Origin of the sequence: Ramlibacter sp., from assembly GCF_035548915.1 — a bacterium.
In the GTDB taxonomy this organism is placed as follows: domain Bacteria; phylum Pseudomonadota; class Gammaproteobacteria; order Burkholderiales; family Burkholderiaceae_C; genus Ramlibacter.
On record NZ_DASZSE010000027.1, the window covers coordinates 75,646 to 101,804 of the forward strand.

At 67.2% G+C, this 26,159-nt stretch carries 28 protein-coding genes and 1 tRNA gene; 20 read left to right on the plus strand and 9 right to left on the minus strand.

The window, feature by feature from the left end:
• Window positions 1-56: 56 nt before the first annotated feature.
• Window positions 57-1,238: a DNA (cytosine-5-)-methyltransferase gene (locus tag VHA82_RS08610; protein WP_325542504.1), complete on the plus strand. Its 1,182-nt coding sequence runs from the start codon at window positions 57-59 to the stop codon at window positions 1,236-1,238.
• A 4-nt stretch (window positions 1,239-1,242) separates the two neighbouring features.
• On the plus strand, window positions 1,243-2,121 hold the full coding sequence (locus tag VHA82_RS08615) for a hypothetical protein (protein WP_325542506.1): 879 nt from the start codon (window positions 1,243-1,245) through the stop codon (window positions 2,119-2,121).
• A gap of 60 nt (window positions 2,122-2,181) precedes the next feature.
• Here the strand turns inward: VHA82_RS08615 and VHA82_RS08620 are convergent.
• Window positions 2,182-2,257: transfer RNA gene (locus tag VHA82_RS08620), tRNA-Arg, on the minus strand.
• 131 nt (window positions 2,258-2,388) lie between these two features.
• On the opposite strand from VHA82_RS08620, the gene VHA82_RS08625 reads away from it, so the two are divergent.
• Window positions 2,389-3,294 (plus strand): c-type cytochrome, encoded by a 906-nt coding sequence (locus tag VHA82_RS08625; RefSeq protein WP_325542508.1) that lies wholly within the window; start codon window positions 2,389-2,391, stop codon window positions 3,292-3,294.
• Between the two features lie 101 nt (window positions 3,295-3,395).
• Here VHA82_RS08625 and VHA82_RS08630 read toward each other — a convergent pair whose 3' ends face one another.
• On the minus strand, window positions 3,396-3,932 hold the full coding sequence (locus tag VHA82_RS08630) for a DUF2946 family protein (protein WP_325542510.1): 537 nt from the start codon (window positions 3,930-3,932) through the stop codon (window positions 3,396-3,398).
• A gap of 357 nt (window positions 3,933-4,289) precedes the next feature.
• On the opposite strand from VHA82_RS08630, the gene VHA82_RS08635 reads away from it, so the two are divergent.
• Together VHA82_RS08635 and VHA82_RS08640 are read left to right on the plus strand one after the other, a co-directional pair.
• Entirely contained in the window at window positions 4,290-5,627 is a 1,338-nt protein-coding gene (locus VHA82_RS08635) for an ammonium transporter (RefSeq protein WP_414708636.1), read from the plus strand.
• A gap of 21 nt (window positions 5,628-5,648) precedes the next feature.
• Complete coding sequence (locus VHA82_RS08640) at window positions 5,649-5,936, plus strand: hypothetical protein (protein ID WP_325542512.1); 288 nt, start codon at window positions 5,649-5,651, stop codon at window positions 5,934-5,936.
• Between the two features lie 19 nt (window positions 5,937-5,955).
• On the opposite strand, the gene VHA82_RS08645 is transcribed toward VHA82_RS08640, so the two are convergent.
• Both VHA82_RS08645 and VHA82_RS08650 read right to left on the minus strand, forming a co-directional pair.
• On the minus strand, window positions 5,956-7,590 hold the full coding sequence (locus VHA82_RS08645; protein ID WP_325542514.1) for a GMC family oxidoreductase: 1,635 nt from the start codon (window positions 7,588-7,590) through the stop codon (window positions 5,956-5,958).
• Window positions 7,591-7,637: 47 nt separating this feature from the next.
• The gene (locus VHA82_RS08650; protein WP_325542516.1) at window positions 7,638-9,179 is read right to left on the minus strand and encodes a CoA-acylating methylmalonate-semialdehyde dehydrogenase; all 1,542 of its coding nucleotides are present in this window, start codon (window positions 9,177-9,179) and stop codon (window positions 7,638-7,640) included.
• A 154-nt stretch (window positions 9,180-9,333) separates the two neighbouring features.
• On the opposite strand from VHA82_RS08650, the gene VHA82_RS08655 reads away from it, so the two are divergent.
• The 5 genes from VHA82_RS08655 to VHA82_RS08675 are packed head-to-tail and all read left to right on the plus strand — an operon-like array spanning window position 9,334 to window position 13,469.
• Window positions 9,334-10,455, plus strand: a complete 1,122-nt coding sequence (locus VHA82_RS08655) for an ABC transporter permease (RefSeq protein ID WP_325542518.1) — start codon at window positions 9,334-9,336, stop codon at window positions 10,453-10,455.
• Complete coding sequence (locus VHA82_RS08660; protein WP_325542520.1) at window positions 10,455-11,291, plus strand: ABC transporter ATP-binding protein; 837 nt, start codon at window positions 10,455-10,457, stop codon at window positions 11,289-11,291. The genes VHA82_RS08655 and VHA82_RS08660 overlap by 1 nt, the downstream gene beginning before the upstream one ends.
• A gap of 18 nt (window positions 11,292-11,309) precedes the next feature.
• Window positions 11,310-12,254: an MlaD family protein gene (locus VHA82_RS08665; RefSeq protein WP_325542522.1), complete on the plus strand. Its 945-nt coding sequence runs from the start codon at window positions 11,310-11,312 to the stop codon at window positions 12,252-12,254.
• 2 nt (window positions 12,255-12,256) lie between these two features.
• Window positions 12,257-12,901, plus strand: coding sequence for an ABC-type transport auxiliary lipoprotein family protein (locus VHA82_RS08670; protein WP_325542557.1), 645 nt, complete (start codon window positions 12,257-12,259; stop codon window positions 12,899-12,901).
• A 10-nt stretch (window positions 12,902-12,911) separates the two neighbouring features.
• Window positions 12,912-13,469, plus strand: coding sequence for a cyclic nucleotide-binding domain-containing protein (locus tag VHA82_RS08675; RefSeq protein WP_325542524.1), 558 nt, complete (start codon window positions 12,912-12,914; stop codon window positions 13,467-13,469).
• A gap of 34 nt (window positions 13,470-13,503) precedes the next feature.
• On the opposite strand, the gene VHA82_RS08680 is transcribed toward VHA82_RS08675, so the two are convergent.
• From VHA82_RS08680 to VHA82_RS08690, 3 genes are read right to left on the minus strand one after another with little or no spacing between them, the layout of a single operon-like run.
• Window positions 13,504-14,136, minus strand: coding sequence for a MarC family protein (locus tag VHA82_RS08680; RefSeq protein WP_325542527.1), 633 nt, complete (start codon window positions 14,134-14,136; stop codon window positions 13,504-13,506).
• Window positions 14,136-14,636 (minus strand): MaoC family dehydratase, encoded by a 501-nt coding sequence (locus VHA82_RS08685; RefSeq protein ID WP_325542529.1) that lies wholly within the window; start codon window positions 14,634-14,636, stop codon window positions 14,136-14,138. Before VHA82_RS08685 ends, VHA82_RS08680 begins: the two co-directional genes overlap by 1 nt.
• On the minus strand, window positions 14,636-15,373 hold the full coding sequence (locus VHA82_RS08690) for an SDR family oxidoreductase (RefSeq protein ID WP_325542531.1): 738 nt from the start codon (window positions 15,371-15,373) through the stop codon (window positions 14,636-14,638). The genes VHA82_RS08685 and VHA82_RS08690 overlap by 1 nt, the downstream gene beginning before the upstream one ends.
• Before the next feature lie 80 nt (window positions 15,374-15,453).
• Between VHA82_RS08690 and VHA82_RS08695 the strand changes: the two genes are divergently transcribed.
• Window positions 15,454-16,149 (plus strand): dienelactone hydrolase family protein, encoded by a 696-nt coding sequence (locus VHA82_RS08695; protein ID WP_325542533.1) that lies wholly within the window; start codon window positions 15,454-15,456, stop codon window positions 16,147-16,149.
• Window positions 16,150-16,177: 28 nt separating this feature from the next.
• Here the strand turns inward: VHA82_RS08695 and VHA82_RS08700 are convergent, their stop codons facing one another.
• Together VHA82_RS08700 and hemB are read right to left on the minus strand one after the other, a co-directional pair.
• A complete protein-coding gene (locus tag VHA82_RS08700) occupies window positions 16,178-17,275 on the minus strand; it encodes a magnesium transporter CorA family protein (RefSeq protein WP_325542535.1) in 1,098 nt (365 codons plus the stop codon).
• Between the two features lie 87 nt (window positions 17,276-17,362).
• Window positions 17,363-18,364 carry a porphobilinogen synthase gene (gene hemB / locus VHA82_RS08705; RefSeq protein WP_325542537.1) on the minus strand — a complete coding sequence of 334 codons (1,002 nt, stop codon included), beginning with the start codon at window positions 18,362-18,364 and terminating at the stop codon, window positions 17,363-17,365.
• Window positions 18,365-18,687: 323 nt separating this feature from the next.
• On the opposite strand from hemB, the gene VHA82_RS08710 reads away from it, so the two are divergent.
• From VHA82_RS08710 to VHA82_RS08750, 9 genes are all read left to right on the plus strand, one after another.
• Window positions 18,688-19,110 carry a CopD family protein gene (locus VHA82_RS08710; protein ID WP_325542539.1) on the plus strand — a complete coding sequence of 141 codons (423 nt, stop codon included), beginning with the start codon at window positions 18,688-18,690 and terminating at the stop codon, window positions 19,108-19,110.
• A gap of 4 nt (window positions 19,111-19,114) precedes the next feature.
• Complete coding sequence (locus VHA82_RS08715) at window positions 19,115-20,251, plus strand: VanZ family protein (protein WP_325542541.1); 1,137 nt, start codon at window positions 19,115-19,117, stop codon at window positions 20,249-20,251.
• A complete protein-coding gene (locus VHA82_RS08720) occupies window positions 20,248-20,592 on the plus strand; it encodes a (2Fe-2S) ferredoxin domain-containing protein (RefSeq protein ID WP_325542543.1) in 345 nt (114 codons plus the stop codon). The genes VHA82_RS08715 and VHA82_RS08720 overlap by 4 nt, the downstream gene beginning before the upstream one ends.
• The gene (locus tag VHA82_RS08725) at window positions 20,592-21,212 is read left to right on the plus strand and encodes an alpha/beta hydrolase (RefSeq protein ID WP_325542545.1); all 621 of its coding nucleotides are present in this window, start codon (window positions 20,592-20,594) and stop codon (window positions 21,210-21,212) included. Before VHA82_RS08720 ends, VHA82_RS08725 begins: the two co-directional genes overlap by 1 nt.
• A gap of 6 nt (window positions 21,213-21,218) precedes the next feature.
• Entirely contained in the window at window positions 21,219-22,379 is a 1,161-nt protein-coding gene (locus tag VHA82_RS08730; RefSeq protein ID WP_414708637.1) for a D-alanyl-D-alanine carboxypeptidase family protein, read from the plus strand.
• Between the two features lie 180 nt (window positions 22,380-22,559).
• The gene (rpsL, locus tag VHA82_RS08735) at window positions 22,560-22,937 is read left to right on the plus strand and encodes a 30S ribosomal protein S12 (RefSeq protein WP_325542547.1); all 378 of its coding nucleotides are present in this window, start codon (window positions 22,560-22,562) and stop codon (window positions 22,935-22,937) included.
• 191 nt (window positions 22,938-23,128) lie between these two features.
• Window positions 23,129-23,599: a 30S ribosomal protein S7 gene (gene rpsG / locus VHA82_RS08740; RefSeq protein WP_325542549.1), complete on the plus strand. Its 471-nt coding sequence runs from the start codon at window positions 23,129-23,131 to the stop codon at window positions 23,597-23,599.
• A gap of 69 nt (window positions 23,600-23,668) precedes the next feature.
• Entirely contained in the window at window positions 23,669-25,771 is a 2,103-nt protein-coding gene (gene fusA / locus VHA82_RS08745) for an elongation factor G (RefSeq protein ID WP_325542551.1), read from the plus strand.
• 249 nt (window positions 25,772-26,020) lie between these two features.
• Window positions 26,021-26,159: GTP-binding protein (locus VHA82_RS08750; RefSeq protein WP_325542564.1), on the plus strand; the 139-nt coding region annotated here is incomplete at its 3' end.

Below are 26,159 nucleotides of genomic sequence, written 5' to 3' on the forward strand. Positions count from 1 at the left end.
TGGAGGGCACTGGATGCATAATCAGCCCGGAACAAGCTGGGGAAGCGCGCCACAACATGAAGACAGTCGGATTGTTTTCGGGCATCGGGGGGCTCGAACTCCCATTCCATGAGCGGGGGATCGAAACCGAATTGATGTGCGATGTGTGGGATGCCTCACGCGATGTGCTTGGTCAGCGGTTTCCGGGCGTCAAGCTGCATGGCGACATCAGGAGCTTGCAGGAGCTTCCCCGGGGCGTTGACATAGTTACGGCAGGGTTTCCATGCACCGATCTTTCGCAGGCCGGAAGAACGGCCGGTATTTCGGGCAGCGAATCCGGCCTCGTCGCTCATGTCTTTCGGCTTCTCGAAAGTCAGGATGTGGAGTGGCTGGTACTCGAGAATGTGCGGAACATGCTGGTTCTCGACAACGGTGCAGCGATGGCCTATCTGGTAAGCCGACTGGAGGAGCTCAAGTTCCGCTGGGCCTACCGGTTGGTCGACTCTCGATTTTCCGGCGTGCCGCAACGCCGGCACAGGGTACTGTTCGTCGCATCGCGTCGGCACGATCCCCGCGAGGTTCTCTTCTCCGATGAGACCGGTGAACCGCCCGAGTCCTCATTGCGAGCGGATGCATTCGGCTTCTATTGGACCGAAGGACTTTCGGGGTTGGGTTGGGCGCGGGACGCTGTACCCCCGTTGAAGGGTGGCTCGACGGTTGGCATCCCTTCGCCGCCTGCGATCTGGGTTCCCGGCGCAGCTGTCGGGCGCAGGTTCGTCGTGCCTACCATCGAGGAAGCTGAAGACTTGCAAGGGTTTGCTCGCGGCTGGACTGCGCCCGCGCAGGAATCCACGCGAAATGGGCCACGGTGGAAGCTGGTGGGGAATGCCGTCACGGTGGGGGTGGCCGATTGGCTTGTCAGTCGCTTGATGAACCCGGCTGACGTCGTCGTCCCATCGAAACGCTGGGAGGGCTCGAAATGGCCGGATGCGGCCTACGGGCACCGGGGTTCGGTGTGGGAGTTTCAGGCAAGCCACTGGCCGATGGCTGCTCCCTATCACCACCTCACGGAAATTGTGGACGTGAAGACAGCACCTGCGCTATCGCCGCGTGCCACCTCGGGGTTCCTGGATCGCGTGTCGCGATCCACCTTGCGGTTCGACCCGGACTTCGTTGCCGATTTGTGGCGACACGTCTCCCATTTCGAAACACTTCCCCTCTTTGCGCCCGGAAAGAGGGTGGCCGAACTGGCGGCATAGTGCGATGACCTGGGCAGACCTGAAACCGGAACCCGGGATTGTCGAGGCACTCGACCACGCTGGCGCGAGGCCGGAAGCAGGAAGCCAGAACGAGAAGCGGAATTGGAGCGAGAAGTTCGCAGATGCCTGCGCAGTGACTATTGCGAGACATTTTCGCGCACATTCCGAGCTGAGCGACAAAGCTGTCCGGCCCGTCGCGCTTTCGGACGGGACCGAACCGCTCACTCCCTTGGGTGCCGGCGTCAGCAAGCGAATCGACGTAACGGTTGCCGATGCGGTGCTTGGCCTGGAGATCGGCGTTTCCCTCAAAGGGCTGAACTTCGTCGATGGATCGTCCGGCAACTACGACAAGAACCTCACGGGGCGGATGTACGAACTGGGCGACGAGGTGAGAGTGGTGCATGAGCACCTTCCACATGCGTTCATGGTCGGAATTTTCTTCCTGCCCCTCGCGAGCTGCGCGGACAAGACAGAACGGGCGCCCTCGTCTTTCGCGAATGCGGTGATCAAGCTTCGATCGAGGACCAGCAGGTTGGATGCAGCACTGGCGGCCCACGCGTCTCGTTGCGATGCGGCCTACGTCGCGCTCTACACGGTGGGGGTTGAAGCTGGCTTCGAGCGAGGCCTCGTGCGTTTCTTCGATGTTCGTTCGAATCCGCCGAAGCGTGGTCGTCCAAGAATGGAGTCCACGCTATCGCTCGGCGACGTGGTCGATGCGGTCGTCGCTGCGGCCACGAATCGCGCCTCGGTTGACTGGGCCGATGCGGAGGATGACCCGACTTCGATGATCGTGGTGGCGCCGGATCCGAACGGGGCGGCGAACCCTGAGGCCGAACCTGCTCCGGACTCCGACTCAGTGCTCCGGTATGGGCCTCTGTCGTGAATGTCATCGAGCCGCCCAACCAGGACGGCTCCAGTGTGATGACTAGCGATTCAGGAACGATGGCGCGGCTGGCGGGGATCGAACCCACGACCCTTGGCTTCGGAGGCCAATACTCTATCCACTGAGCTACAGCCGCATCGCTTTTCGACGAGCGTGGATCGCATTATCCCTCATGGCCGGGGGCTGCCTCTCCGCTCAGGGGCGGCAGGGGTGCGCTGGCTATAATCGCCGGTTGATTCAAAGAAGACCGCATTTACCGAGGACGCCATGAGCGACACGACGCAGGAAGAAGCCCACACCGGTCCCATCAAGACTCCCCAGCAGCTGCTCGCGACCGTCTTCTTCGCCTTCTTCGTGCCCGTCTTCGTGATCATCGCGCTCGTCGCGTACGTGGTCGCCGAGAACAAGCCCTCGGGCAGCAAGGAAGCCGAGGCCTACGCCCTGGGCGGCCTCTCCGCCCAAGACCTCGACCGCGGCGTCGCCGAGCGGCTGCGCAAGGTCGGCACGGTCGAGATCCGCGACGCCAACCGACCGCTCAAGACCGGCGAGGAAGTCTTCAAGGCCCAATGCTCCGCTTGCCACGCCACCGGCGCGGCCGGCGCCCCCAAGTTCGGCGACGAAGCCGCCTGGGCCCCGCGCATCCGCACCGGCTTCGAAGCCCTCCTGAACTCAGCCCTGCACGGCAAGGGCAACATGCCGGCCCAGGGCGGCGGCGATTTCGACGACGTCGAAGTCGCGCGCGGCGTGGCCTACATGGCCAACGCAGCCGGCGCCAAGTTCCCCGAACCGCAACGCGCGGCAGCACCAGCGGCCACCGCCGCCGCTTCGGCGCCCGCAGCTGCTCCGGCCACCGCCGCCGCTTCGATGCCTGCGCCGGCCCCCGCGCCCGCCACCGTGGCAACCGCCGCGCCGCAAGCCGCGCCGGCCGCAGCCGCAGGCGCGGGCGAAGCCCTCTACAAGTCCACCTGCTTTGCCTGCCACGGGACCGGCGTCGCCGGGTCGCCCAAGTTCGGCGACAAGGCCGCGTGGGCGCCGCGCATCGCGCAAGGCATGCCCACGCTCGTGGACCACGCACTGCACGGCAAGGGCGCCATGCCACCCAAGGGCGGCTCCTCCGCCTCCGACGCCGACGTCAAGGCTGCCGTGGAATACATGGTCGGCGCGGCCAAGTAATCCGGAGCAACGCGCCGAAGCAAATCGCCGAAGCAAATCGCCGAAGCAAAGCGCCGAAGCAAAGCCCGAGGACGCGAGGGCAGAACCTCGCATCGGAGCCGTCACACCCGGCTGTTCCCGTGCAGCGCGGCAGGACTCAGCACGTAGCCGAAGCGCTCCGGAAACGTTTGCGACGCCAGCTCCCGCGGCGTCCACACACCCTCTTCGATCGCGTCCGCGGCCTGCGGCACGTCGAGCGTGTGCACAAGCCCGAAGCCGATGTCGGTGTCGAAATAAAGCCGGCCCGCTTCGTCGAGGATCACTTCGCGCAGCCGCGCATCGCGGCCCGTGTGCGCCGTGATCGCGCGGTCCGTGCCGATGCGCCACACGAGCGGCGTGCACTCGAGCTCCACGTACACGCGCTGCGGCCCGTTCTGGAAGAACCATTGGCGCTCGTCGTCCCGCTCGTAGTTGCGGTGGATGAAGTCCACGAGCTTCTCATGCCGCAGGAGCGACCCCTTGCTTTGCGGAAACGGTCCGGCCGCCTGCGCGCGGTCATCGCGCATGTACCACTGGCCGCGCGCATCGAGGCCCAGCCAGCCGTAGCAATGCGGCACGTTGGGCCACTTGGCCATCGCCTGGCGAACGATGTCGTCCATGCGGGGATTATCGGCACAAAAAACAAAGGCGCCACGATCGTGGCGCCTTCAACCGCTGCGGCCCGCAAGGCCGCACCGGGCAAAAACGATTCTTCGAGTTCTCGGGGGTTCTTGTCTCCTCGGTCCCTCGCTCTTCGGACGCCCCGCCATGGGGAGCGCGATGCGAGTGCGCGGACTGTAGGCGACTGCACAGCCTCAGTGCATCCGGACTTTCCCACCCTGATGAAGAACTTCGCCTGAAGCGAAGCGAAAAGTTCGCCCATGCACCAAGCTCACGCCCGCTGTGTGCCGCGTGCCCCGTGGCACGCAAAATGCGATGCGTCGCATGTTGGGGCCTACCGAGAGGATGGAAGAAACATGCGCAGGAATGTACGTGCGGCCGCGAGCTTTGCTCTCGCGTGGATCGGCTGTTTCGAGGCCGCATGGGCGCAGACGCCTGCCGCCGCGCCGATCACCCGGCCGACGCTCGTCGCGCAATCGACGCTCAACGCAGCCGACACGGCCTGGATGCTCACTTCCACCGCGCTCGTCCTCCTGATGACGCTGCCGGGCATCGCGCTCTTCTACGCCGGGATGGTGCGCAGAAAGAGCGTGATCAACACGATGGCGAGCGTCGTCGCCATCTCGGCACTCGTGAGCGTGCTGTGGTTCGCCGTGGGCTACTCATGGGCGTTCACGCCCGGCACGGGCTGGCTCGGCAACGGCAGCCGGCTGTTCTTCACGGGCATGGACTATCTGAAGGATGCGGGCAAGGTGATGGTGAGCCACGTCGCGCCGAACGTGCCCGAGTCGGTGTATTCGATGTTCCAGCTCACTTTCGCGGTGATCACGGCCGCGCTGGTCGTGGGCGCTTTCGTCGAGCGGATGCGCTTCTCGGCAATGCTCCTGTTCATCGGCCTGTGGTCCCTGCTCGTCTACGCGCCCGTCGCGCACTGGGTGTGGGAGCCCGGCGGGTGGCTCGCGCAGATGGGCGTGCTCGACTTCGCGGGCGGCTCGGTCGTGCACGTCAACGCGGGCGTGACGGGGCTCGTGTGCGCGTGGATGCTCGGCCCACGCCGGGGCTACGGCAGGGAGGCGTTCGAGCCGTTCAACCTCGGCCTCACGATGGCCGGGGCCGGCATGCTGTGGGTCGGCTGGTTCGGGTTCAATGCGGGATCGGCCGTCGCCGCCGACGGACGCGCGGGTCTCGCGATGGCGGTGACGCATCTGGCCGCCGCCACCGGCGCGATGACGTGGATGTTCGCCGAATGGGTCGTGCGGGGGCGCCCGTCGCTCCTGGGCCTGTGTTCGGGTCTGGTCGCGGGGCTCGTGGCCATCACGCCGGCCGCGGGTTTCGTCACGCTTCAGTCCGCACTCCTGATCGGTGCGCTCGCGGGCGTCGCCTGCTATTGGGGCGCGACGGGGCTCAAGCGCCTGCTGCGCGCCGACGATTCGCTCGACGTGTTCGGCGTGCACGCGGTGGGCGGGTTCGTCGGGTCGCTGCTGACCGGCGCCCTCGCGAGCAAGGCGATCAGCGGCGTGGAAGGCAGCGTGACGGTGCAGCTCATCGGGCTGGCCGCGGTCTTCGGCTACGCGCTCGTCATGACGGCGGCGCTGCTGCTCGTCACGAAGGTGATCGTCGGGCTGCGCGTGGACGAGCGCGTGGAACAGGCGGGTCTGGACATCGGCCAGCATCGCGAGCGGCTGGGCACCTGAGCCCATCGAGAGGAGGACGCCATGCTGGTCAGCGAGAAAGTGGCGATCGCCGCCCACCTGCACGTGCTGCTGCGGCGCAAGACCGGGCGCGTGACCGATACCGAGTGGATGGCCGAGAACGTCGAGTACGCGCAGGCCGTCGTGCGGTTTGCCCGCGTGCGAGCCGTGCAAGACAAGGAGCCCGATCTCGCCGTCTGGGCCGACAAGCTCGAGCGCGCGGTGATCGAGCCCCATCGGCCCGCGCCGAAGTCGCGCGCCGAGGACGAGCAGCAGGCGCCGGAGCGCGGGTACATCGGCGGCATCCGCTGAAGGCGGTGAGCGCCCCGGGTCACGCGCGCGCGTCCGCGCGAATCCATTCGGCCGCCTTCTCGGCCATCATGAGGATCGGCGAATTCGTGTTGCCGCTCGTGATCGTCGGCATCGCGCCGCCGTCCACCACGCGCAGGCCCGCGATGCCTCGCACGCGCAGACGCGAATCGAGCACGGCCAGGGGGTCGTCCTCGGCGCCCATCTTCGTCGTGCCCACCGGGTGGAAGATCGTGGTCGCGATGTCTCCGGCCAGCCGCGCGAGTTCATCGTCGCTCTGGTACTGCGGCCCGGGCTTCCACTCCTGCGGCTCGTACTTCGCGAGCGCGGGCTGCGCGACGATGCGCCGCGTGACGCGCAGCGACTCGGCCGCGACGCGCCGGTCCTCGGCGGTGCTCAGGTAGTTGGGCGCGATGGCCGGCGCATCCTCGAAGCGCGGACTCGCGATGCGCACCCACCCCCGGCTCGTCGGATTGAGATTGCAAACGCTCGCCGTGAAAGCATTGAACGCATGCAGCGGCTCGCCGAACGCATCGAGCGAGAGCGGCTGCACGTGGTATTCGATGTCGGGCCACGCGCGTTCGGGCGAGCTGCGCGTGAAGGCGCCGAGCTGCGAAGGCGCCATGCTCATCGGGCCGCTGCGCTTCAGCGCGTATTCCAGGCCGATGCGCAGCTTGCCCCACCAGTGGCCCGCGAGCGTGTTGAGCGTCTGCACGCCGCGCACTTTGTACACGGCGCGAATCTGCAGGTGATCCTGCAGGTTCTCGCCGACGCCCGGCAGCTCATGCACGACTTCGACGCCCACCTTGCGCAGCAGCTCGCCAGCGCCGATGCCCGACAGCTGCAGCAACTGCGGCGAGCCGATGCTGCCCGCGGCAAGCAGGACTTCGCGCGCGGCGGTCGCGGTCGTCATCTCATGGCCGGTCCACACCTGCACGCCCGTGCAGCGCTTGCCGCCGTCGCTGCCTGCTTCCACGACGAGTCGCGCGACGTGCGCCGCGGTCCACATCTCGAAGTTCGGCCGCCCGTAGCACACGGGCCTCAGGAACGCCTTGGCCGTGTTCCAGCGCCAGCCGTTCTTCTGGTTCACCTGGAAATAGCCGACGCCTTCGTTGTTGCCGCGATTGAAGTCCTCGGTGTGCGGGATGCCCGCCTGCTGCGCGGCTTGCGCGAACGCATCGAGGATGTCCCAGCGCAGCCGCTGGCGTTCCACGCGCCATTCGCCGCCGGCGCCGTGCAGGGCGTCCGCGCCCTTGTAGTAGTCCTCGTGCTTCCTGAAGTAAGGCAGCACGTTGTCCCAGGTCCACGCGGCGTCCTGCGTGAGCTGCGCCCAGCCGTCGTAGTCGCGCGACTGGCCGCGCATGTAGATCATGCCGTTGATGCTGGAGCAGCCGCCGAGTGTCTTGCCGCGCGGATAACGAAGTGTGCGGCCGTTCAGACCCGGGTCGGGTTGCGTGTGGTAGAGCCAGTCGGTGCGCGCATTGCCGATGCAGTACAGGTAGCCGACCGGAATATGAATCCAGTGGTAGTCGTCGCGGCGTCCGGCCTCGACAAGCAGCACGCGCACGCCCGGATCGGCCGTGAGGCGGTTGGCGAGCAGGCATCCGGCGGTGCCGGCGCCGACGATGATGTAGTCGAAGGTGGTGTTGTCGCTCACGCGGGCCCCTCACCCCTGCCCTCTCCCCGGAGGGGAGAGGAGTCTCTTCACTTCGCGGTCGGCATCACGAACTCGGCCCCCTTGCCGATCGACTCCGGCCAGCGCTGCATGATGGACTTCTGCTTGGTGTAGAACCGCACGCCTTCTTCGCCGTAGGCGTGCATGTCGCCGAAGAGGCTCTTCTTCCACCCGCCGAAGCCGTGCCACGCCATCGGCACGGGGATCGGTACGTTCACGCCCACCATGCCGACCTGCACGCGCCGCGAAAATTCGCGCGCCGTGTTGCCGTCGCGCGTGAAGAGCGAAACGCCGTTGCCGTATTCGTGCGAGTTGACGAGCTCCACCGCTTCGGCGAGGTCCTTCACGCGCACGCAGCCGAGCACCGGGCCGAAGATCTCCTCCCGGTAGATGCGCATGTCCGGCTTCACATCGTCGAAGAGCGTGCCGCCGATCCAGAAGCCGTTGTCGCAGCCGGCGCCGGCCATCGCGCCCTGGAACTTGCGGCCGTCCACCACGAGCTTCGCGCCTTCGCCTTCGCCCGTGCCGATGTAGCCCGCGATGCGCTCGTGCGCCGCGCGGCTCACGATGGGGCCCATCTCGGCGTCGAGCTCGGTGCCGTTCTTCACCTTCAACTTCTGCGTGCGTTCGGCCAGCAGCGGCATGATGCGGTCGGCCGCGTCGCCCACGAGCACGCCGAGCGATATCGCCATGCAGCGTTCGCCCGCGGAGCCGAAGGCCGAGCCGATCAGCGCGTCGACCGCCTGCTCGAGGTCGGCATCGGGCATCACGACCATGTGGTTCTTCGCGCCGCCGAGCGCCTGCACGCGCTTGCCGTGCCGGGCGCCGGTCTCGTAGATCTTCTGCGCGATCGCCGTGGAGCCGACGAAGGAGACCGCCTTCACGTCCGGATGTTCCAGCAGCGCATCCACGGCCTCCTTGTCGCCCTGCACGACGTTGAAGACGCCGTCGGGCAGGCCCGCTCGCTTCAGCAGGTCGGCCATCATGAGCGAGGCGCTCGGGTCGAGCGGACTGGGCTTCAGCACGAAGCAGTTGCCCGCTGCGATCGCCACCGGGTACATCCACATCGGCACCATCGCCGGAAAGTTGAAGGGCGTGATGCCCGCCACCACGCCCAGCGGCTGGCGCATCGTCCAGTTGTCGATGCCGGTGGAGACCTGGTCGGTGTACTGGCCCTTCAGCAGTTGCGGAATGCCGCAGGCGAATTCGACGATGTCGATGCCGCGCGTCACTTCGCCCTGCGCGTCGGTGAACACTTTGCCGTGTTCGGCCGTGATGGCGCGCGCGAGTTCGTCGCGCTCGGCGTTGAGCAGTTCGAGGAACTTGAACATCACCCGCGCACGGCGGATGGGCGGCATGTCGGCCCAGGCGGGGAAGGCGGCCTTCGCCGAAGCGACGGCCTGCGCGACTTCCTCGCCGCTCGCCATCGCGACTCGGCCGGACAACCGGCCCGTGGCGGGGTTGAAGACGTCGCCGCTGCGGCCGCTCGTGCCCGCGACGGTCCTGCCGCCGATCCAGTGGCCGATGGACGCGACGTCCGCGCCGTGGATCGCCTTGTCAGGTGCATTCATGGAAAACTTCCTTGGGACGCAAACGCAGGCAGTCTAGCGCGAAGGCGCCCTGGCGATCCAGCCGCGCGGCTCGACGATCCGGCCCGGGGAAGCCGCGGCCTTCCTGCCGTGCTTGCCGCCCGGCGCGGCGCCGAGTGCCTTAGGATGGCAGACCATGCCGGACGACACTCCCCGCATCGAACTCGCGACCGCCGCGGGCGGCGGGGTGGCACGCCTGACAGGCCAGTGGACGGCGGCGCAGTTCGCGCGTCCGGGCCTCTTCAGGCGGTTGCGCGGTGCGCTGCCTGCCGCGCGGCCCGATCTCGCGTGGGACCTGCGCGGTGCGGGCCAGATCGACCATGTGGGCGCCCAGATGCTCTGGAGCCACTGGCGCGAGCAATGGCCGCCGCAGCTCGAACTGCAGCCCGGCCAGCGCGCGGTGCTCGAACGTGTCGCGCAGTTCACGATGGCGCCGCCGCCCAGGCGCCGCCTGCGGCTTGTGGACGTCTACCTCGAGTTCGGGGCGAGCATCCTGCGCTTTCTCGGCCATGCGCGCGACTTCGTGGCGCTGCTGGGCCGCATCTCGCTCGATGCGTTGCGCCTCGCGGTGCTGCCGCACGAAGGCCCCTGGCGCGACGTCTCGGGCAACATGTACCGCATCTGCGCCACGGCGCTGCCGATCACCGCGCTCGTGGGCTTCCTGATCGGCGTGGTGCTCGCCTACCTCACCGCGCGGCAGCTGCGGCAGTTCGGCGCCGATGCCTTCATCGTCGACATCCTGGGCATCGGCCTCATCCGCGAGCTCGGGCCGATGCTCGCGGCGATCCTGATCGCGGGGCGCTCGGGCTCTTCGATCACCGCGCAGATCGGCGTGATGCGCGTCACCGACGAACTGGACGCCATGCGCGTGATGGGCATCTCGCACAGCTTCCGGCTCGTGCTGCCGCGCACGATCGCGCTCGCGGTGGGCATGCCGCTCATCAGCGTATGGACGACGCTCGCGGGGCTTGCGGGCGGCATGCTCGTGGCGAACTATTCGCTCGACATCACACCGACCTTCTTCATGAACGCGCTGCCCAAGGCGGTACCGCTCAGCAACCTCACGCTGGCCACGATGAAGTCCATCGTGTTCGGTGTGCTGATCGCCATGATCGGCTCGCATTTCGGCCTGCGCGTGAAGCCGAACACCGAAAGCCTCGGCCAGGGCACGACGGCTTCCGTGGTGACGGCGATCACGGTCGTGATCCTGATCGACGCCGCGTTCGCCGTGCTGTTCAAGGACGTGGGAGGGCCCTGATGGAGCACGGCATCCACCACGCGCCGCCGGAGCCGACGCTGCCGCCCAAGGACCTGCCGATGGTGGAGATTCGCAAGCTCTCCACCGTGTTCGAGCTGCCGGACCAGCGCGTCGTCGTGCACAAGGATCTGGACCTCGCCGTGAAACGGGGCGAGGTGCTTTCGATCGTCGGTGGCTCGGGCACCGGCAAGACCGTGCTGCTGCGGCAGATCCTCGGGCTGGAAACGCCGAGCGCGGGCGAGATTCGCGTGCTAGGCGAGCCGGTGGAGCGGCTCTCCGGCAGGGGTGCTGCCAGCCGCGTGGGCATGTTGTTCCAGCATGGCGCGCTCTTCTCGGCGTTCACGGTGCTCGAAAACATCGCCTTTCCGCTGCGCGAGTTGAAGACGCTGCCTGCCGATCTGATCCGCAAGGCCGCGATGGTGAAGCTGCGCATGGTGGGCCTGAAGCCCGGCGACGCGGACAAGATGCCGTCGGAGCTTTCGGGCGGCATGGTGAAGCGCGCGGCGCTGGCGCGAGCGCTCGTCATGGACCCGCCGCTGCTGCTGCTCGACGAACCGACGGCCGGGCTCGATCCGGACAGCTCGGATGCCTTCGTGAGCCTGCTCAGGTCGCTGCACCGCGATCTGGAACTCACGGTGATCATGGTGACGCACGACCTCGACACGCTCTTCGAGCTCTCCACCCGCATCGCGGTGCTGGCCGACCAGCGCGTGATCGTGGCGGCCGCGCCGAAGGACGTGATCGCGTACACGCATCCGTTCATCCACGATTTCTTCCTCGGCGAACGCGGGCAGCGCGCAATGGAGCTGCTGCGCGAATACCCGTTCGCCGTGTAGCCTGAAAGGGACTGCGCGATGGAAAACAAGGCCCACGCCCTCGCTGCCGGCATCTTCGTCGCCGCGCTCACGCTCTTCCTGCTGCTCCTGGCCGCGTGGCTCACGCGCGAGAGCGGGCCGAGCGACAGCTACTTCATCACGACGCGGCTCACCGTGACAGGGCTGCAGCCGCAGGCGCCGGTGCGGTTTCGCGGCGTGGACGTCGGCAAGGTCTCCCACATCGGCTTCGATCCCGCGCGCCCCGGCAATGTGCTGCTGAAGCTCTCCGTGGGCAACGATACGCCGATGACGCGCGACACGTTCGCGACGCTCAGCTATCAAGGCGTGACAGGTCTCGCGTTCATCCAGCTCTCCGACCACGGCAAGCCCGCGGCGGTCCTGCCGCCCGACTCCGAGATTCCGCTCGAGCCGGGCCTCATCGCGCAGCTCGAAGACCGCGGGCAGGAGATCATGGACCGCGTGAACGAGGTGGCCGGCCGCGTGAACCGAGTGCTGAACGACGAGAACCAGAAGCGCTTCGCCTCCGCGCTCGCGCGACTGGACGACGCCGCGGGCAGCGCGAAGCAGCTCGCGTCGCGGCTGGACGAGACGGCTTCCAAGCACCTCGACCCGGCGCTCGACCAGGCGACAGTCACGCTCAGGTCCATCACGCGGACTTCCGAGGAGGTGGGACGTACCGTGAACGATTTCGATCAGACCGCCAAGCGGCTGAACGCGCGCGACGGGCCGATGGACAAGCTCGCCGAAGGCACGCAGGCGCTCGCGCACGCGGCGGACAACGTCAACATGGCGACGCTGCCGCGCCTGAACCGCGTGACCGAAGAGGCCTCGCATGCGCTCAGGCAGTTCGGCCGCACGGTCGGCAATCTGCAGGACAATCCGCAGTCGCTCATCTTCGGCGGCGGCCGGGTGCAGCCCGGGCCCGGAGAGCCGGGTTTCGCGGCACCGGGAGGCGCGCAGTGAACATGCTTTCTCTTCGACCCTTCCGACTTCTCGTGCTGCTCGCGGCGAGCCTCGCTGCGGCGTGCTCCTCCATCCTGCCGGACAAGCCCGTGCGTCCGACGCTCTACGACTTCGGGCCGGGCGTCGTCGCGGCAGGTGTGGCACCCGGCAACCTCACGCAGCCGCCGATCCTGCTCGCGGAAGTCGACGTCTCCTCGACCTTCGAAGGCACGCCGATCATGTATCGCCTGGGGTACGCCGATGCGAACCAGGTGCGTCCCTATTCGCTCGCGCGGTGGAGCGCGCCGCCCGCCCAGCTCGTGCGCCAGCGCATCCGCGAGCATCTCGGACGCGACCGCCTCGTGCTCGACAACGAAGAGGCGGCGGCGCTCGTGCGAAGCGGCGGCGCCAAGCCGCGCGTGCTGCGCATCGAACTCGAGGAGTTCACGCACTACTTCGAAAGCCAGGCGAAGAGCTTCGGGCTCGTGCGGCTGCGCTGCACGCTTCTGGACAACACGTCGGCCGGCGAGCGGCTGGTCGCCCAGCGCACGATCACCCTGCAAAGCCCGGCGGCGTCGCCCGATGCATCGGGCGGCGTGCGCGCGCTTGCCGCGGCCACCGACGAAGCGGCGCAGGAAGTGGCGCGCTGGCTGCAGGGCCAGCGCTGAATCGCGGGCCATGGCGACGGCGCTTCCCCTCGAGCAGCAACTGCAGGACGCGGGCCTGGAGATTCTCGGTTGCTGCGACCACCTCTCCACGCGGCCCGAGCTGCTGCAGCAGTCGACGCTGCTGCAGGACTTCACGCCCAACGAGGCCGATCTCGTGGGGGAGCAGATGCTGCACGTTCGCGCGCGCCCGGGGCAGGTGCTCATCAACGAAGGCGACCCGAGCGACTGGCTGATGGTGCTGCTTTCGGGCACGGTCGACGTGGGCAAGCGCAAGGTGGGCGGCGAGGGCATGACGGAGGAAGTGACCGAGAGCACGCGGCTCGCGGTGCTGCGCGAAGGCGCGGTGATCGGCGAGATGTCGATGATCGACGGCGAGCCGCGCTATGCGAGCTGCTGGGCGCTCACGGCGGTCGATGCCGCGGTGCTGAGCCGCGACGGCGTCGCCCGATTGATCGCGATGCACCCGGCGACCGGCGCCAAGCTGCTCGTGAAGCTCACGCAGCTGCTCGCGCAGAGACTGCGCAACACGAGCAATCAGCTCGTGAAGGCGTTGCGCCGCGGCGCATGACCGCGCGAGGGCCCCGCAAGGGCATCCGCCGCAGTCAATGCCCGAGGATCGGAAACAGCTTCTGCAATCCGTCGGCCATCACTTCGACCGCCAGCGCCGCGAGGATCAATCCCATGAGCCGCGTCATCACGTTGATCCCGGTCCTGCCCAGCACGCGTGCGATGGGTCCCGCCGCGGCGAAGCTGATCGCCGTCGCGAGCGCGATCACGACGCCATAGACCACGAGCGTTGCGAGCTGCCACACGTTGCGCGCCCGCTCGGCATAGATCACCACCGTCGAGATCGTCGCGGGCCCCGTGAGCAGCGGAATGGTGAGCGGCACGACGGCGATGCTCGCGCCCATCGCCGCTTTCTCCGCGCCGTCTTGCAGCTCGCGCGTCTGCGGCTTCGCTTCGGCCGGCTGCGCACTGAGCATGTTGAGCGCGCTCGTGAGCAGCAGCAGGCCGCCGCCCACCTGGAAGCTGGCGAGCGAGATGCCGAAGAATTCGAGGATGCGGATGCCGAGGAGGGCGCTGATCGCGATCACGAGAAAGGCCGTGAGCGAGGCGACGCCGATCGTGCGCCTCCTTTGCATCCGCGTGAAGCCCTGCGTGTAGTGGATGTAGAAGGGCACGATCGCGAGCGGGTTCACGATCGCGAGCAGCGTGAGAAGGGGCTTGAACTCCATCAGGAAGCCGAGCGTTCGGCATCGATGCGGGCGAGCTCCTCGGCGGTGGCCGCATGGCGCCGCCCGAACATGCCGAAGCCTTCCATCTGCATCACCTTCTCGCCGTTCTGGTTCGACATCTCCCAGCGGCCGCGCACGAGTCCCACGTCCGCGCGCTTGCGCAAGGGCCGCGACTCGACGATGGTGTAGCTGAGCGTGAGCGTGTCGCCCGGATACACCGGCTTCAGCCAGCGCAGGCTTTCCAGGCCGGGCGAGCCCATGCTGGAGGATTCGTTCAGGAAGTTCAGTACCGTCAGGCGCATGGCCATCGCGCACGTGTGCCAGCCGCTTGCGCAAAGGCCGCCGTAGATCGAGCGCTTTCCCGCGAGCTCGTCGACATGAAACGGCTGCGGGTCGAATTGCTGAGCGAATTCCACGATGTCCTCGGCGCTCGGCGTGATCGAGCCCAGCTCGCGCACCAAGCCCGGTTGCAGGTCTTCCCAATACCAGGTGATGCTCATCAGCGTCCTCCCGAAACGTCCAGCAGTCCCATGGTCGTGTAGCTTGCTTCGCTGGACAGCAGCCACACGATGGCGTTCGCCACTTCCTCGGCCGAGCCGCCGCGGTGCATCGGCACCTGCGGCGCGAGGTCTCGCACGCGGTCGGGCAGGCCGCCCGAGGCGTGAATGTCGGTCTCGATCAGCCCCGGCCGCACGGCGTTCACGCGAATGCCTTCCGCCGCGACTTCGCGCGCGAGGCCGATCGTGAACACGTCGATGGCGCCCTTGGCCGCCGCGTAGTCGACGTACTGGCCGGGCGCGCCGAGCCGCGAGGCCGCGCTCGACACGTTGACGATGGCGCCGCCGCGCCCGCCATGGCGCGTGCTCATCCGTTTCACGGCCTCCCGCGCGCACAGGAAACTGCCGATCACGTTGACGTCGAACATTCGCCTCAGGCGCGAAAAGCTCATTTCGTCGACGCGCTGCGTGCGGTCGACCACGCCGGCGTTGTTGACGAGGCCCGCGAGGCGGCCGAGCCGCGCATCGATGGTCTCGAACATGGCAAGCACCTGCTCCTCGTTGGCCACGTCCGCCTGCACGGCGATCGCGCGGCCGCTGTCCGACCGGATGCGCTGCACGAGCGCCTCGGCGGCGTCCGCCCGCTGCGCGTAGTTCACCGCCACCGACCAGCCGCGCCGCGCCGCGAGCCAGGCCGTCGCCGCGCCGATGCCGCGACTTGCGCCTGTCACGAGCAGCACCGGATCCGAATCACCCTCCTGCACGAAGCGCCCCGTTTGGTTTACAAATCGCCATTACACCTCAACCACCGGAGACTTTCATGGGCACATTCGTGGCGCTGAAGGCGCATGACGGCTTCGACTTTCCGGCGTACGTCGCGCAGCCGAAGGATGCCGCGAAGAATCCTGCCAGAGGAGCCGTCGTCGTGATCCAGGAGATCTTCGGCGTGAACTCGCACATCCGCTCCGTGGCCGATGGCTATGCGGCCGACGGATGGCTCGCGGTGGCGCCTTCCACGTTCCACCGGGTGAGGCCGGGCGTGGAGCTCGGCTACGAGTCCGACGACGTGGCCGAGGGCATGGCTCTCAAGACCGCAGTGGAGGCGCTGCCCTCGCCCGGAGTGCTGCAGGACATCCAGGCGGCGATCGATCATGCGGCGCAGGCGGGCCGGGTGGGCATCGTCGGCTATTGCTGGGGCGGCCTCCTCACGTGGCGGGCGGCCTGCGAGCTGAAGGGGCTCGCGGCCGCGGTGCCGTACTACGGCGGCGGCATGACCACGCCCGACGAGCGCGACCGCAAGCCCCGCGTGCCGGTGATGGTCCATTTCGGCGACCAGGACCGCTGGATTTCGATGGACAGCGTCGAAGCGTTCGGGCGCGCGCATCCGGAAGTCGAGGTGCATGTCTATCACGCGAACCACGGCTTCAACTGCGATCAGCGCGCCTCGTACGACGCGCAGGCCGCGAAGCTCGCGCGCGAGAGGGCGGTGGCGTTCTTCACCAGGCACCTCGCGTGAAGCGCGGCCCCGCCTGCCGTGCGGCGGATCAGCGCCCCGTGCGGGCAAGGTAGCGCTTGCGCCAGAAGACCACGGTGATGGCGGCGGCGATCGTCACCATGCCGGCCAGCACGAACCACATCGCGTCCACGGAGTGCAGCAGCGGCAGGTACTCGAAGTTCATTCCGAAGAAGCCCGTGATGAAGTTCAGGGGCAGGAACACGGCCGTGAGCGCCGTGAGCACGCGCATGATCTCGTTGGTGCGGTGGCCGAGCGCCGAGAAATGGATCTGCACCGCCGTCTCGGCGGCCTGTTCCATGCGGCGCACATGGTGCAGCACGCGCGCGATGTGCTCGATCACGTCGCGTGCGCGCGCAAGCAGGCCGTCGCGTTCGGTCTGCGTCATCCAGGGCGCGGGCTGCTCGCGCTGCGCGTCGAGCCACTCCTGGACGGCGTCGTTTTGCTCCTCGCACAGGTCTTCGAGCTGGTGCAGCGCGTTGCGTGCGGTGAGCAGCGCCCCCCAGTCGGCTTCTCGCGCGCGCGGCGCAAGCAGCTCGTGCTGCCATTGATCCAGTTCGCCGGAGAGGTCGCGGCGCAGATCGAGGTAGCTGTCCACCATCATGTTGAGCATGCGCAGCATGAGGTCGGCGGGGTTGGCGGGCAGCCGGCTGCGCGCGGCGGCGCTCAGCCCCTCGGACTGCAGCGCATCGGACAGATAGCGTTCGATGAACGAATGCGCGGTGAAGCACCCGGACGGATGCACGGTGATGAGCAGACGGTCGAACACGACGCAGCCGATCGCGCGCGTGCGCACGCGCGCGAAGGCAGCGAGCGTGCGCGTCTTCGCTCCTTCTTCGCCGATCTCCGCGCGCGCTTCCTTGTCGCTCGCGAGGCGGCGGAAGATCACGAGGTCGTAGACCGAGGTGTAGTCGTAGCGCGACGGATGCGACCGGTTCGCGAGGTCGCGCACGTGCAGGTCGAGGATCGGGGAGCCGCCCACGGCCTGCGCCGCCATCTGGAGCCTGCCGAGGCCGGTCTCGAGCTCCTCGCGCTCGAGGTAGATCCACACGAATCCGGATGCCGGGGGCTTCGGCGGCGGGTGCTCCAGGAAGCGTAGCGTTCCGGCTGCGAATTCGACGATCTGCATGCCGCGAAGCTTAGCGGCATCGAGCGGGGATCGGTCCAGTCCGCCCCTCTCCCACCTCGCCCCCCCCTCGGCCCTTCGGCGCGCGATTCAGCCTTTCAGCCGGCGCGCGGCGTCGAGCGCGAAATAAGTGAGGACGCCGTCGGCGCCCGCGCGCTTGAACGCGAGCAGCGCCTCCATCATCGCCAGGTCGTGGTCGAGCCAGCCGTTGGCGGCGGCGGCCTTGAGCATCGCGTACTCGCCGGAGACCTGATACGCGAAGGTGGGCACGCGGAATTCGTCCTTCACGCGCCGCACGATGTCCAGATAAGGCATGCCGGGCTTCACCATCACCATGTCGGCGCCTTCGGCGATGTCCGCGGCCACCTCGCGCAGGGCCTCGTCGCTGTTGCCGGGGTCCATCTGGTAGACCTTCTTGTTGGACTGGCCGAGGTTGGCCGCGGAGCCGACCGCGTCGCGGAACGGCCCGTAGAAGGCGCTCGCGTACTTGGCGCTGTAGGCCATGATCCGGGTGTGGATGAGGCCCCCCGCTTCGAGCGCGGAGCGGATCGCGCCGATGCGGCCGTCCATCATGTCGCTCGGCGCCACGATGTCGACGCCGGCGCGCGCCTGAATGAGGGCCTGCTTCACGAGGACCTCCACCGTCTCGTCGTTGAGGATGTAGCCGGTCTCGTCGAGCAGCCCATCCTGGCCGTGGCTCGTGAAGGGATCGAGCGCGACGTCGGTCATGACGCCCAGCTGCGGAAAGCGCTTCTTCAGTTCCGCCACCACGCGCGGGATGAGCCCCTCGGGGTTCATCGCTTCCCGGCCGTCGGGGGTCTTCAGTCCCGCGTCGATCACGGGAAAGAGCGCCATCACCGGAATGCCGAGCGCAAGGCACTGTTCGGCCACGGGCAGCAGCAGGTCGAGGCTCAGCCGCTCCACGCCGGGCATGGAGGCGACGGCCTCTCGCTTGCCCTTGCCTTCGAGCACGAAGACGGGATAGATGAGGTCGCTCGCGGCAAGCCGGTGCTCGCGCACCAGGCTGCGCGTGAACTCGTCGCGCCTCAGTCGGCGCGGACGGCCCTGGGGGAAGGGGGCAAACGGAGTCATGGACAAAATTGTGCCCCAGGACGAACACCGGGCCGCCGCCCCGCCGCCGGCGCAGGTGCCTGCAAGTGCATGATTTGTATGACCTGTCCGTCCGGCAACAGGCCGCAGACCCAACAGCTCGTCCATGCGGCTTGAAAGTGCCCCAGCCGTTTGTTAAATTACGCGCGGGCGGTTCGCCGCTCCCCGCTTTTCCTCCCTGAGCGGGTGCCTTAATGTGTGACAGCAAAAAGGCTTCGAACCCCGGCCGAGTGAGCCGGGGTTTTTTTTCGGCCGCTGATTTGCGTGTTTTCCCGCGCACTTGCCGCGCTCTTACACTCGGCCGGATGCTGTGGGTGAAGGCCTTCCATATCGTGTTCGTGGCAAGCTGGTTCGCGGGACTGTTCTACCTTCCGCGAATCTTCGTGAACCTCGCACTCGTGCCGGCGGGCTCGCGGGCCGAATACGAGCGCCTTCTCGTGATGGCGCGCAAGCTGCTGCGCTTCACCACCTTGCTTGCCGTGCCCGCCGTCGGCTTCGGACTCTGGCTCTGGCTCGGCTTCGGCGTCGGCGCGGGCGCCGGCTGGCTGCATGCGAAGCTCGCGGTGGTGCTGCTGGTCGTGGCTTACCACGTCGCCTGCGCGGCGCTCCTGCGTCGATTCGAGGACGGGCGCAACATGCGCGGCCACCGGTGGTACCGCTGGTTCAACGAGCTGCCGGTGCTCCTGCTCGTGGCCGCCGTCGTCCTGGCGGTCGTCAAGCCGTTCTGAGCGCGTGGTCCAGCGACACAAGACCTCCGCGTGGCCTCTCGCCGTCGCCTATGCGGCGCTGGTGGTCTATGCGAGCCTCTATCCCTTCACCGGCTGGCGCGACCAGGGCATGCCATCGTGGGAATTCCTGCTGAGCCCCTGGCCCAAGTACTGGACCGCGTTCGACCTCGGAGCCAACGTCGTCGGCTACGTCCCGCTCGGCTTTCTCCTTGCACTCAGCTTCATCCGCCGCGGCAGCCTGGCCGTGCTCTCGCGCAGCAACGCGGTGGCCGTGATCGTCGCGGTGCTGGCGGCCACAGGCCTTTCTTTCGTGCTCGAAGCGCTGCAGACCTACCTGCCCTCGCGCGTCGCGTCCAACCTCGACCTCGGACTGAACGCGGTGGGCGCGCTCGTGGGCGCCTCGATGGCGGCCGGGCTCGAACTCGCCGGCGCCATCGACCACTGGAGCCGCATACGTTCCCGCTGGTTCGTCGACGATGCTCGCGGCGGGCTCGTGCTGCTCGCCCTGTGGCCCTTCGCGCTGCTCTTTCCCGCGGCCGTGCCGTTCGGACTCGGCCAGGTGATGGAGCGGCTGGAGGCGGGGCTCGCCGAGTGGCTGCAGGACACGCCTTTTCTCGAGTGGCTGCCGGTGCGTGAAGTCGAACTGCAGCCGCTCGTGCCGGCCGCCGAAATGCTCTGCGTGGCGCTCGGTCTGCTCGTGCCCTGCCTCGTGGGCTACAGCATCATCCGCTCCGTGGGCCGGCGCGCGGTGTTCGCGGCAATGGTGCTTGTGCTCGGCATCGGGACCACGGCCCTGTCGGCGGCGCTCAGCTGGGGCCCGATGCATGCCTGGGCCTGGCTCAGCGAGCCGGTCAGCTACGGAATCGCGGTCGGCTTCGTGATGGCGCTGCTGCTCGTCGTGCTGCCGCGGCGCGGCTGCGCAGCCATGGTGATGCTCGCGCTCGGCGTGCAGCTGAGCGTGATCAACCAGGCGCCCGCGAGCGCCTATTTCGCGCACACGCTGCAGACCTGGGAGCAGGGGCGTTTCATCCGTTTCAATGGACTCGTGCAGTGGCTCGGCTGGCTCTGGCCCTATGCGGCGCTCGTATACACGCTGCTCTTCGTCTCGCGCCGCGAGGGGGCTCCTAAAATCGGCGGATGACGGCGCCCGCCCCCACCTCGTACTACGAACATCACATCTTCTTTTGCCTCAACAAGCGCGACAACGGCGAGGCCTGCTGCGCCGACCACGATGCGCGCGCGGCGTTCGACCATTGCAAGCAGCGCGTGAAGGCGCTCGGCCTCGCCGCCCCCGGGGCGGTGCGCGTGAACCAGGCCGGCTGCATGAACCGCTGCCAGGGCGGGCCGATCTGCGTCGTCTATCCCGAAGCGGTCTGGTACACGTACGTGGACGCCAAGGACATCGACGAGATCGTCGAATCGCACCTGCGCGACGGCAAGGTGGTCGAGCGGCTTCTCACGCCGCCTCACCTGGGCCGCTGATGAATTCGCGCACCGAGAAGCTGGAACTGCATGGGTCAGCGGGCATCCTCGAGGCCGCGCGCGATGTGCCCGAAGGCGCGCCGCGCGGCATCGCGGTGATCGCGCATCCGCATCCGCTTTTCGGCGGCACGATGGATCACAAGGTGGTGCAGACGGTCGCGCGCGCCGCGGTGCAGGCCGGCTTCACCGCGCTGCGCTTCAACTTCCGTGGCGTCGGCCGCAGCGAAGGCACGCACGACGAAGGCCGCGGCGAAACCGAGGACATGCTCGAATTGATCCGCCAGCTCGCGCCCGCGGGGCCGCTGGTGCTGGGCGGGTTTTCGTTCGGGGCGTTCGTGTCCACGCGCGTGATCGAGCGCCTGTGGAGCATTCGCGACATCCGTGCGATCGTGCTCGTGGGTCTCGCGGCGTCGAACTTCACGCCGCTTGCGCTGCCTGCCGAGTCGCACGAGCGCGCGCTCGTCGTTCATGGCGAAGCCGACGACACCGTCGAGCTTGCGGCCGTGCTCGACTGGGCGCGGCCGCAGACACTTCCCGTTACCGTAGTGCCCGGGGCAGAGCACTTCTTTCACGGAAAATTGCCGGTCCTGAAAAGTCTGGTGCTCAGGCACCTTCGCTGAAGTCCCATGAGAACAACACTGATGCGCGCGCTCGCCGCGCCCTTCCTGGCCCTCTATTGCCTCGTCGCCGCCGCGCAGACGCCCCAGCCTCCCGAGATCGCCGCACGCAACTGGATCCTCTTGGACGCCAGTGCCGACCAGATTCTCGCGGGCAAGGACATCGACGCGCCCGTGGACCCGGCATCGCTCACGAAGCTGATGGCGGCCTACGTGGTCTTCGATGCGCTGCGCGCGAAGAAGATCGATCTGAAGCAGACGCTGCCGGTGAGCGTGCGGGCCTGGAAGATGCCGGGCTCGCGCATGTTCATCGACCCGAAGATGCAGGTGCCGGTCGACGACCTCGTGAAGGGCATGATCGTGCAGTCGGGCAACGACGCGACCATGGCGCTCGCCGAAGGCGTGGGCGGCACGGCCGAGCACTTCGTGGAACTGATGAACCAGCAGGCGAAGCTGCTGGGCCTCAGGAACACGAGCTTCAAGAACCCGGACGGCCTGACCGAGCCCGGCCACCAGACGACGGCGCGCGACCTGGCCACGCTCTCGGCCCGGCTCCTGAAGGATTTTCCGCAGTACGCGCCTTACTTCGCCATCAAGAAGTACCGCTACGAAGGAACGCCGACGGCGAACGACACGAACCGCAATACGCTTCTTTTTCGCGACCCGACGGTCGACGGCCTGAAGACGGGGCACACGGAGGCGGCCGGCTTCTGCCTGATCGCAAGTGCGCGGCGCGACTTCCCCAACCTGCCGGGCCGGCGTCTCATCGCGGTCGTCTTGGGAACGACGAGCGATGCCGTGCGGACCGGCGAGTCGCAAAAGCTCCTGAACTGGGGCTACACCGCCTGGGAGGGTCTCAAGCTTTTCGATGCCAACCAGGCGGTGGCCGAGCCGAAGATCTGGAAGGGCTCGGAAGACACGGTGAAGCTGGGCCAGCCGCAGCCGATCGTGATCGCGGTGCCAGCCGGCGCGTCGAAGAACATCAAGACGCAGGTCGCGCGGCCGGACCCGCTGCTCGCCCCCATCGCGAAGGGGCAGCAAGTGGGCACGCTGAAGATCCTGGCCGGCGACCAGGTGGTGCACGAAGTGCCGCTCGTGGCGCTCGCGACGGTCGAAGAGGCGGGGCTGCTCGGGCGGGCCTGGGATGCCGTGCGGCTCTGGATCAAGTAGCAGAAGGAGCGGCGGGAGCGCGGGCTGCTACCGGACGCCCACCGGAGAAAGCGGCGCCCCACCGCGTTCCCGGATATACTAGAGGGCTTTCCCGCGATTGGGGCGGGAGAGATTGAGCTCTCCGGCCGGCCGCCGGAGGGCGCATCCATTTTTCCGGAACGCGTTTAGGGAACGTTTTCAATGCCAACCATCAACCAACTGGTGCGTCGCGGGCGGGCGGTCGAAAAGACCAAGTCCAAGTCCCCCGCGATGCAAAACAGCCCGCAGCGGCGGGGCGTGTGCACGCGGGTGTACACCACGACCCCGAAGAAGCCGAACTCAGCTTTGCGCAAGGTCGCCAAGGTCCGCCTCACCAACGGTTTCGAGGTCATCTCGTACATCGGCGGCGAAGGCCACAACCTGCAGGAGCACAGCGTGGTGCTCGTGCGCGGCGGCCGCGTGAAGGACCTGCCGGGCGTGCGCTACCACATCGTGCGCGGCTCGCTGGACCTGCAGGGCGTGAAGGATCGCAAGCAGGCCCGCTCCAAGTACGGTGCCAAGCGACCCAAGAAGGCCTGACGGCCTTGGGCCGAAGAAGGCCTGGGCTTGAATTGAGTTGTCGCAGTCCGGTGCTTCAATCGTCTCGGCGGGCGATCGGAGCGAAGTGACCCGAAGTGGGTCGAGTAAGCGGGCAGCCGGGTGGCTGTCCACGGTCCCGAGCCGGAAGTGAAGGCGGGGGCCAGCTGAAGCAAATTGAAAGGTGAATCGAAATGCCGCGTCGTCGTGAAATCCCTAAGCGTGAAATCCTGCCGGATCCCAAGTTCGGCAACGTCGAGCTCGCGAAATTCATGAACGTGATCATGCAAGGCGGCAAGAAGGCCGTCGCGGAGCGGATCGTTTATGGCGCGCTCGACCAGATCGAGAAGAAGTCGGGCAAGGACCCTCTGGAGACCTTCACCGTTGCGATCAACAACGTGAAGCCCATGGTCGAGGTGAAGTCCCGCCGCGTCGGCGGCGCGAACTACCAGGTGCCCGTGGAAGTGCGACCGGTGCGCCGCCTGGCCCTGTCGATGCGCTGGATCAAGGAAGCCGCGAAGAAGCGCGGCGAGAAGTCCATGGCGCAGCGTCTGGCCAACGAACTCATGGAAGCCACGGAAGGCCGTGGCGGCGCCATGAAGAAGCGCGACGAAGTGCACCGCATGGCCGAGGCCAACAAGGCCTTCAGCCACTTCCGCTTCTGATCGTCGTCCCCATCTAGGAGGACGGGCCCGCCGAGAGCGGGCCCTGTCCCATTGAACCGAAAGAGCATCATGGCCCGCAAAACGCCCATCGAACGATACCGGAACATCGGCATCTCGGCGCACATCGACGCCGGCAAGACCACGACCACCGAGCGCATCCTCTACTACACCGGCGTGAACCACAAGATCGGCGAAGTGCACGATGGCGCCGCGACGATGGACTGGATGGAGCAGGAGCAGGAGCGCGGCATCACGATCACGTCCGCGGCGACGACGTGCTTCTGGAAGGGCATGGATCTTTCCTTCCCCGAACACCGCATCAACATCATCGACACGCCCGGCCACGTGGACTTCACGATCGAGGTGGAGCGGTCCATGCGCGTGCTGGACGGCGCGTGCATGGTGTACTGCGCCGTGGGCGGCGTGCAGCCGCAGTCCGAGACCGTGTGGCGCCAGGCGAACAAGTACAGGGTGCCGCGCCTCGCGTTCGTGAACAAGATGGACCGCACCGGCGCCAACTTCTACAAGGTCTACGACCAGATGAAGGCGCGCCTGAAGGCCAACCCCGTGCCGATCGTGATCCCGATCGGCGCGGAGGAGAACTTCAAGGGCGTGGTGGACCTGCTCAAGATGAAGGCGATCGTCTGGGACGAGGCCTCTCAGGGCATGAAGTTCACCTACGAGGACATCCCGGCCGACCTGGTGGAAACCGCCAAGGAGTGGCGCGAGAAGATGGTCGAAGCGGCCGCGGAAGCCAACGAGGAACTGATGAACAAGTACCTCGAAGAAGGCGACCTCACGGAAGCCGAGATCAACACCGGCCTTCGCACGCGCACGATCGCCGGCGAAATCCAGCCGATGCTGTGCGGCACCGCGTTCAAGAACAAGGGCGTGCAGCGCATGCTGGACGCCGTGATCGAACTCATGCCGTCGCCGGTGGACATTCCGCCCGTGAAGGGCACGGACGAGGACGAGCAGGAAACGAGCCGCAAGGCCGACGACAACGAGAAGTTCTCGGCGCTCGCGTTCAAGCTCATGACCGACCCCTTCGTCGGCCAGTTGACGTTCGTGCGCGTGTATTCGGGCGTGCTTTCCAAGGGCGACAGCGTCTACAACCCGATTCGCGGCAAGAAAGAGCGTATCGGGCGGATCGTGCAGATGCACGCGAACAACCGGCAGGAAGTCGAAGAAATTCGCGCGGGCGACATCGCCGCCTGCGTGGGTCTGAAGGACGTCACGACCGGCGAAACGCTTTGCGATCCGAACTCGATCGTCATGCTGGAACGCATGGTGTTCCCCGAGCCCGTGATCGCGCAGGCGGTGGAACCCAAGACGAAGGCCGACCAGGAGAAGATGGGCATCGCGCTGCAACGCCTCGCCGCCGAAGACCCGTCGTTCCGCGTGAAGACCGACGAGGAGTCCGGCCAGACCATCATCGCGGGCATGGGCGAACTGCACCTGGAAATCATCGTCGACCGCATGAAGCGCGAATTCGGCGTGGAAGCCAACGTCGGCAAGCCGCAGGTGGCTTACCGCGAAACGATTCGCCGCAAGGTGACCGACGTCGAAGGCAAGTTCGTGCGCCAGTCGGGCGGCAAGGGCCAGTACGGCCACGTCGTCTTCACGGTCGAGCCGCAGGAAACGGGCAAGGGCTTCGAATTCGTCGACGCCATCAAGGGTGGCGTGGTGCCGCGCGAATACATCCCGGCCGTCGAGAAGGGCGTCGTCGAAGCGCTCAACTCGGGCGTGATGGCCGGCTATCCGGTCGTCGACGTGAAGGTCACGCTGACGTTCGGCTCCTACCACGAGGTGGACTCGTCCGAACAGGCCTTCAAGATGGCCGCCATCTTCGGCTTCAAGGAAGGCGCGAAGAAGGCTTCTCCGGTGATCCTCGAGCCGATGATGGCCGTGGAAGTCGAGACGCCCGAGGACTACGCCGGCAACGTGATGGGCGATCTGTCGTCGCGTCGCGGCATGGTGCAGGGCATGGAAGACATGCCCGGCGGCGGCAAGATCATCAAGGCGGAAGTGCCGCTGTCGGAGATGTTCGGCTATTCGACGACGTTGCGCTCGATGTCGCAGGGCCGTGCCACGTACACGATGGAGTTCAAGCACTACGCCGAAGCTCCGAAGAACGTGGCCGAGGCGATCATCGCCGCGCGGACGAAGTGACGTGATGAAGTGACGTGATGAAGTGACATGACGTAGGCGGACCCCGTGCGTCCGCAGCGTCGCGTCATCCCCGCGAAAGCGGGGATCCAGTGTCTTTCAACGCAGCGACCCTGGATTCCCGCCGTCGCGGCAACGACGGAATATCAAGCCGTCTGCGACCCGGCCCCTCTCGTTGCCCGTGGCGAGAGAAGAAGGAGCCGGGTGCAGACGTTAAACCAGTACACGGGCATTGCTCTTTAGAGGACAGAAATGGCAAAAGGCAAGTTCGAGCGCACCAAGCCGCACGTGAACGTGGGCACGATCGGTCACGTGGACCACGGCAAGACGACCCTCACGGCGGCGATCACGACGGTGCTGAGCAAGAAGTTCGGCGGCGAAGCCAAGGCAT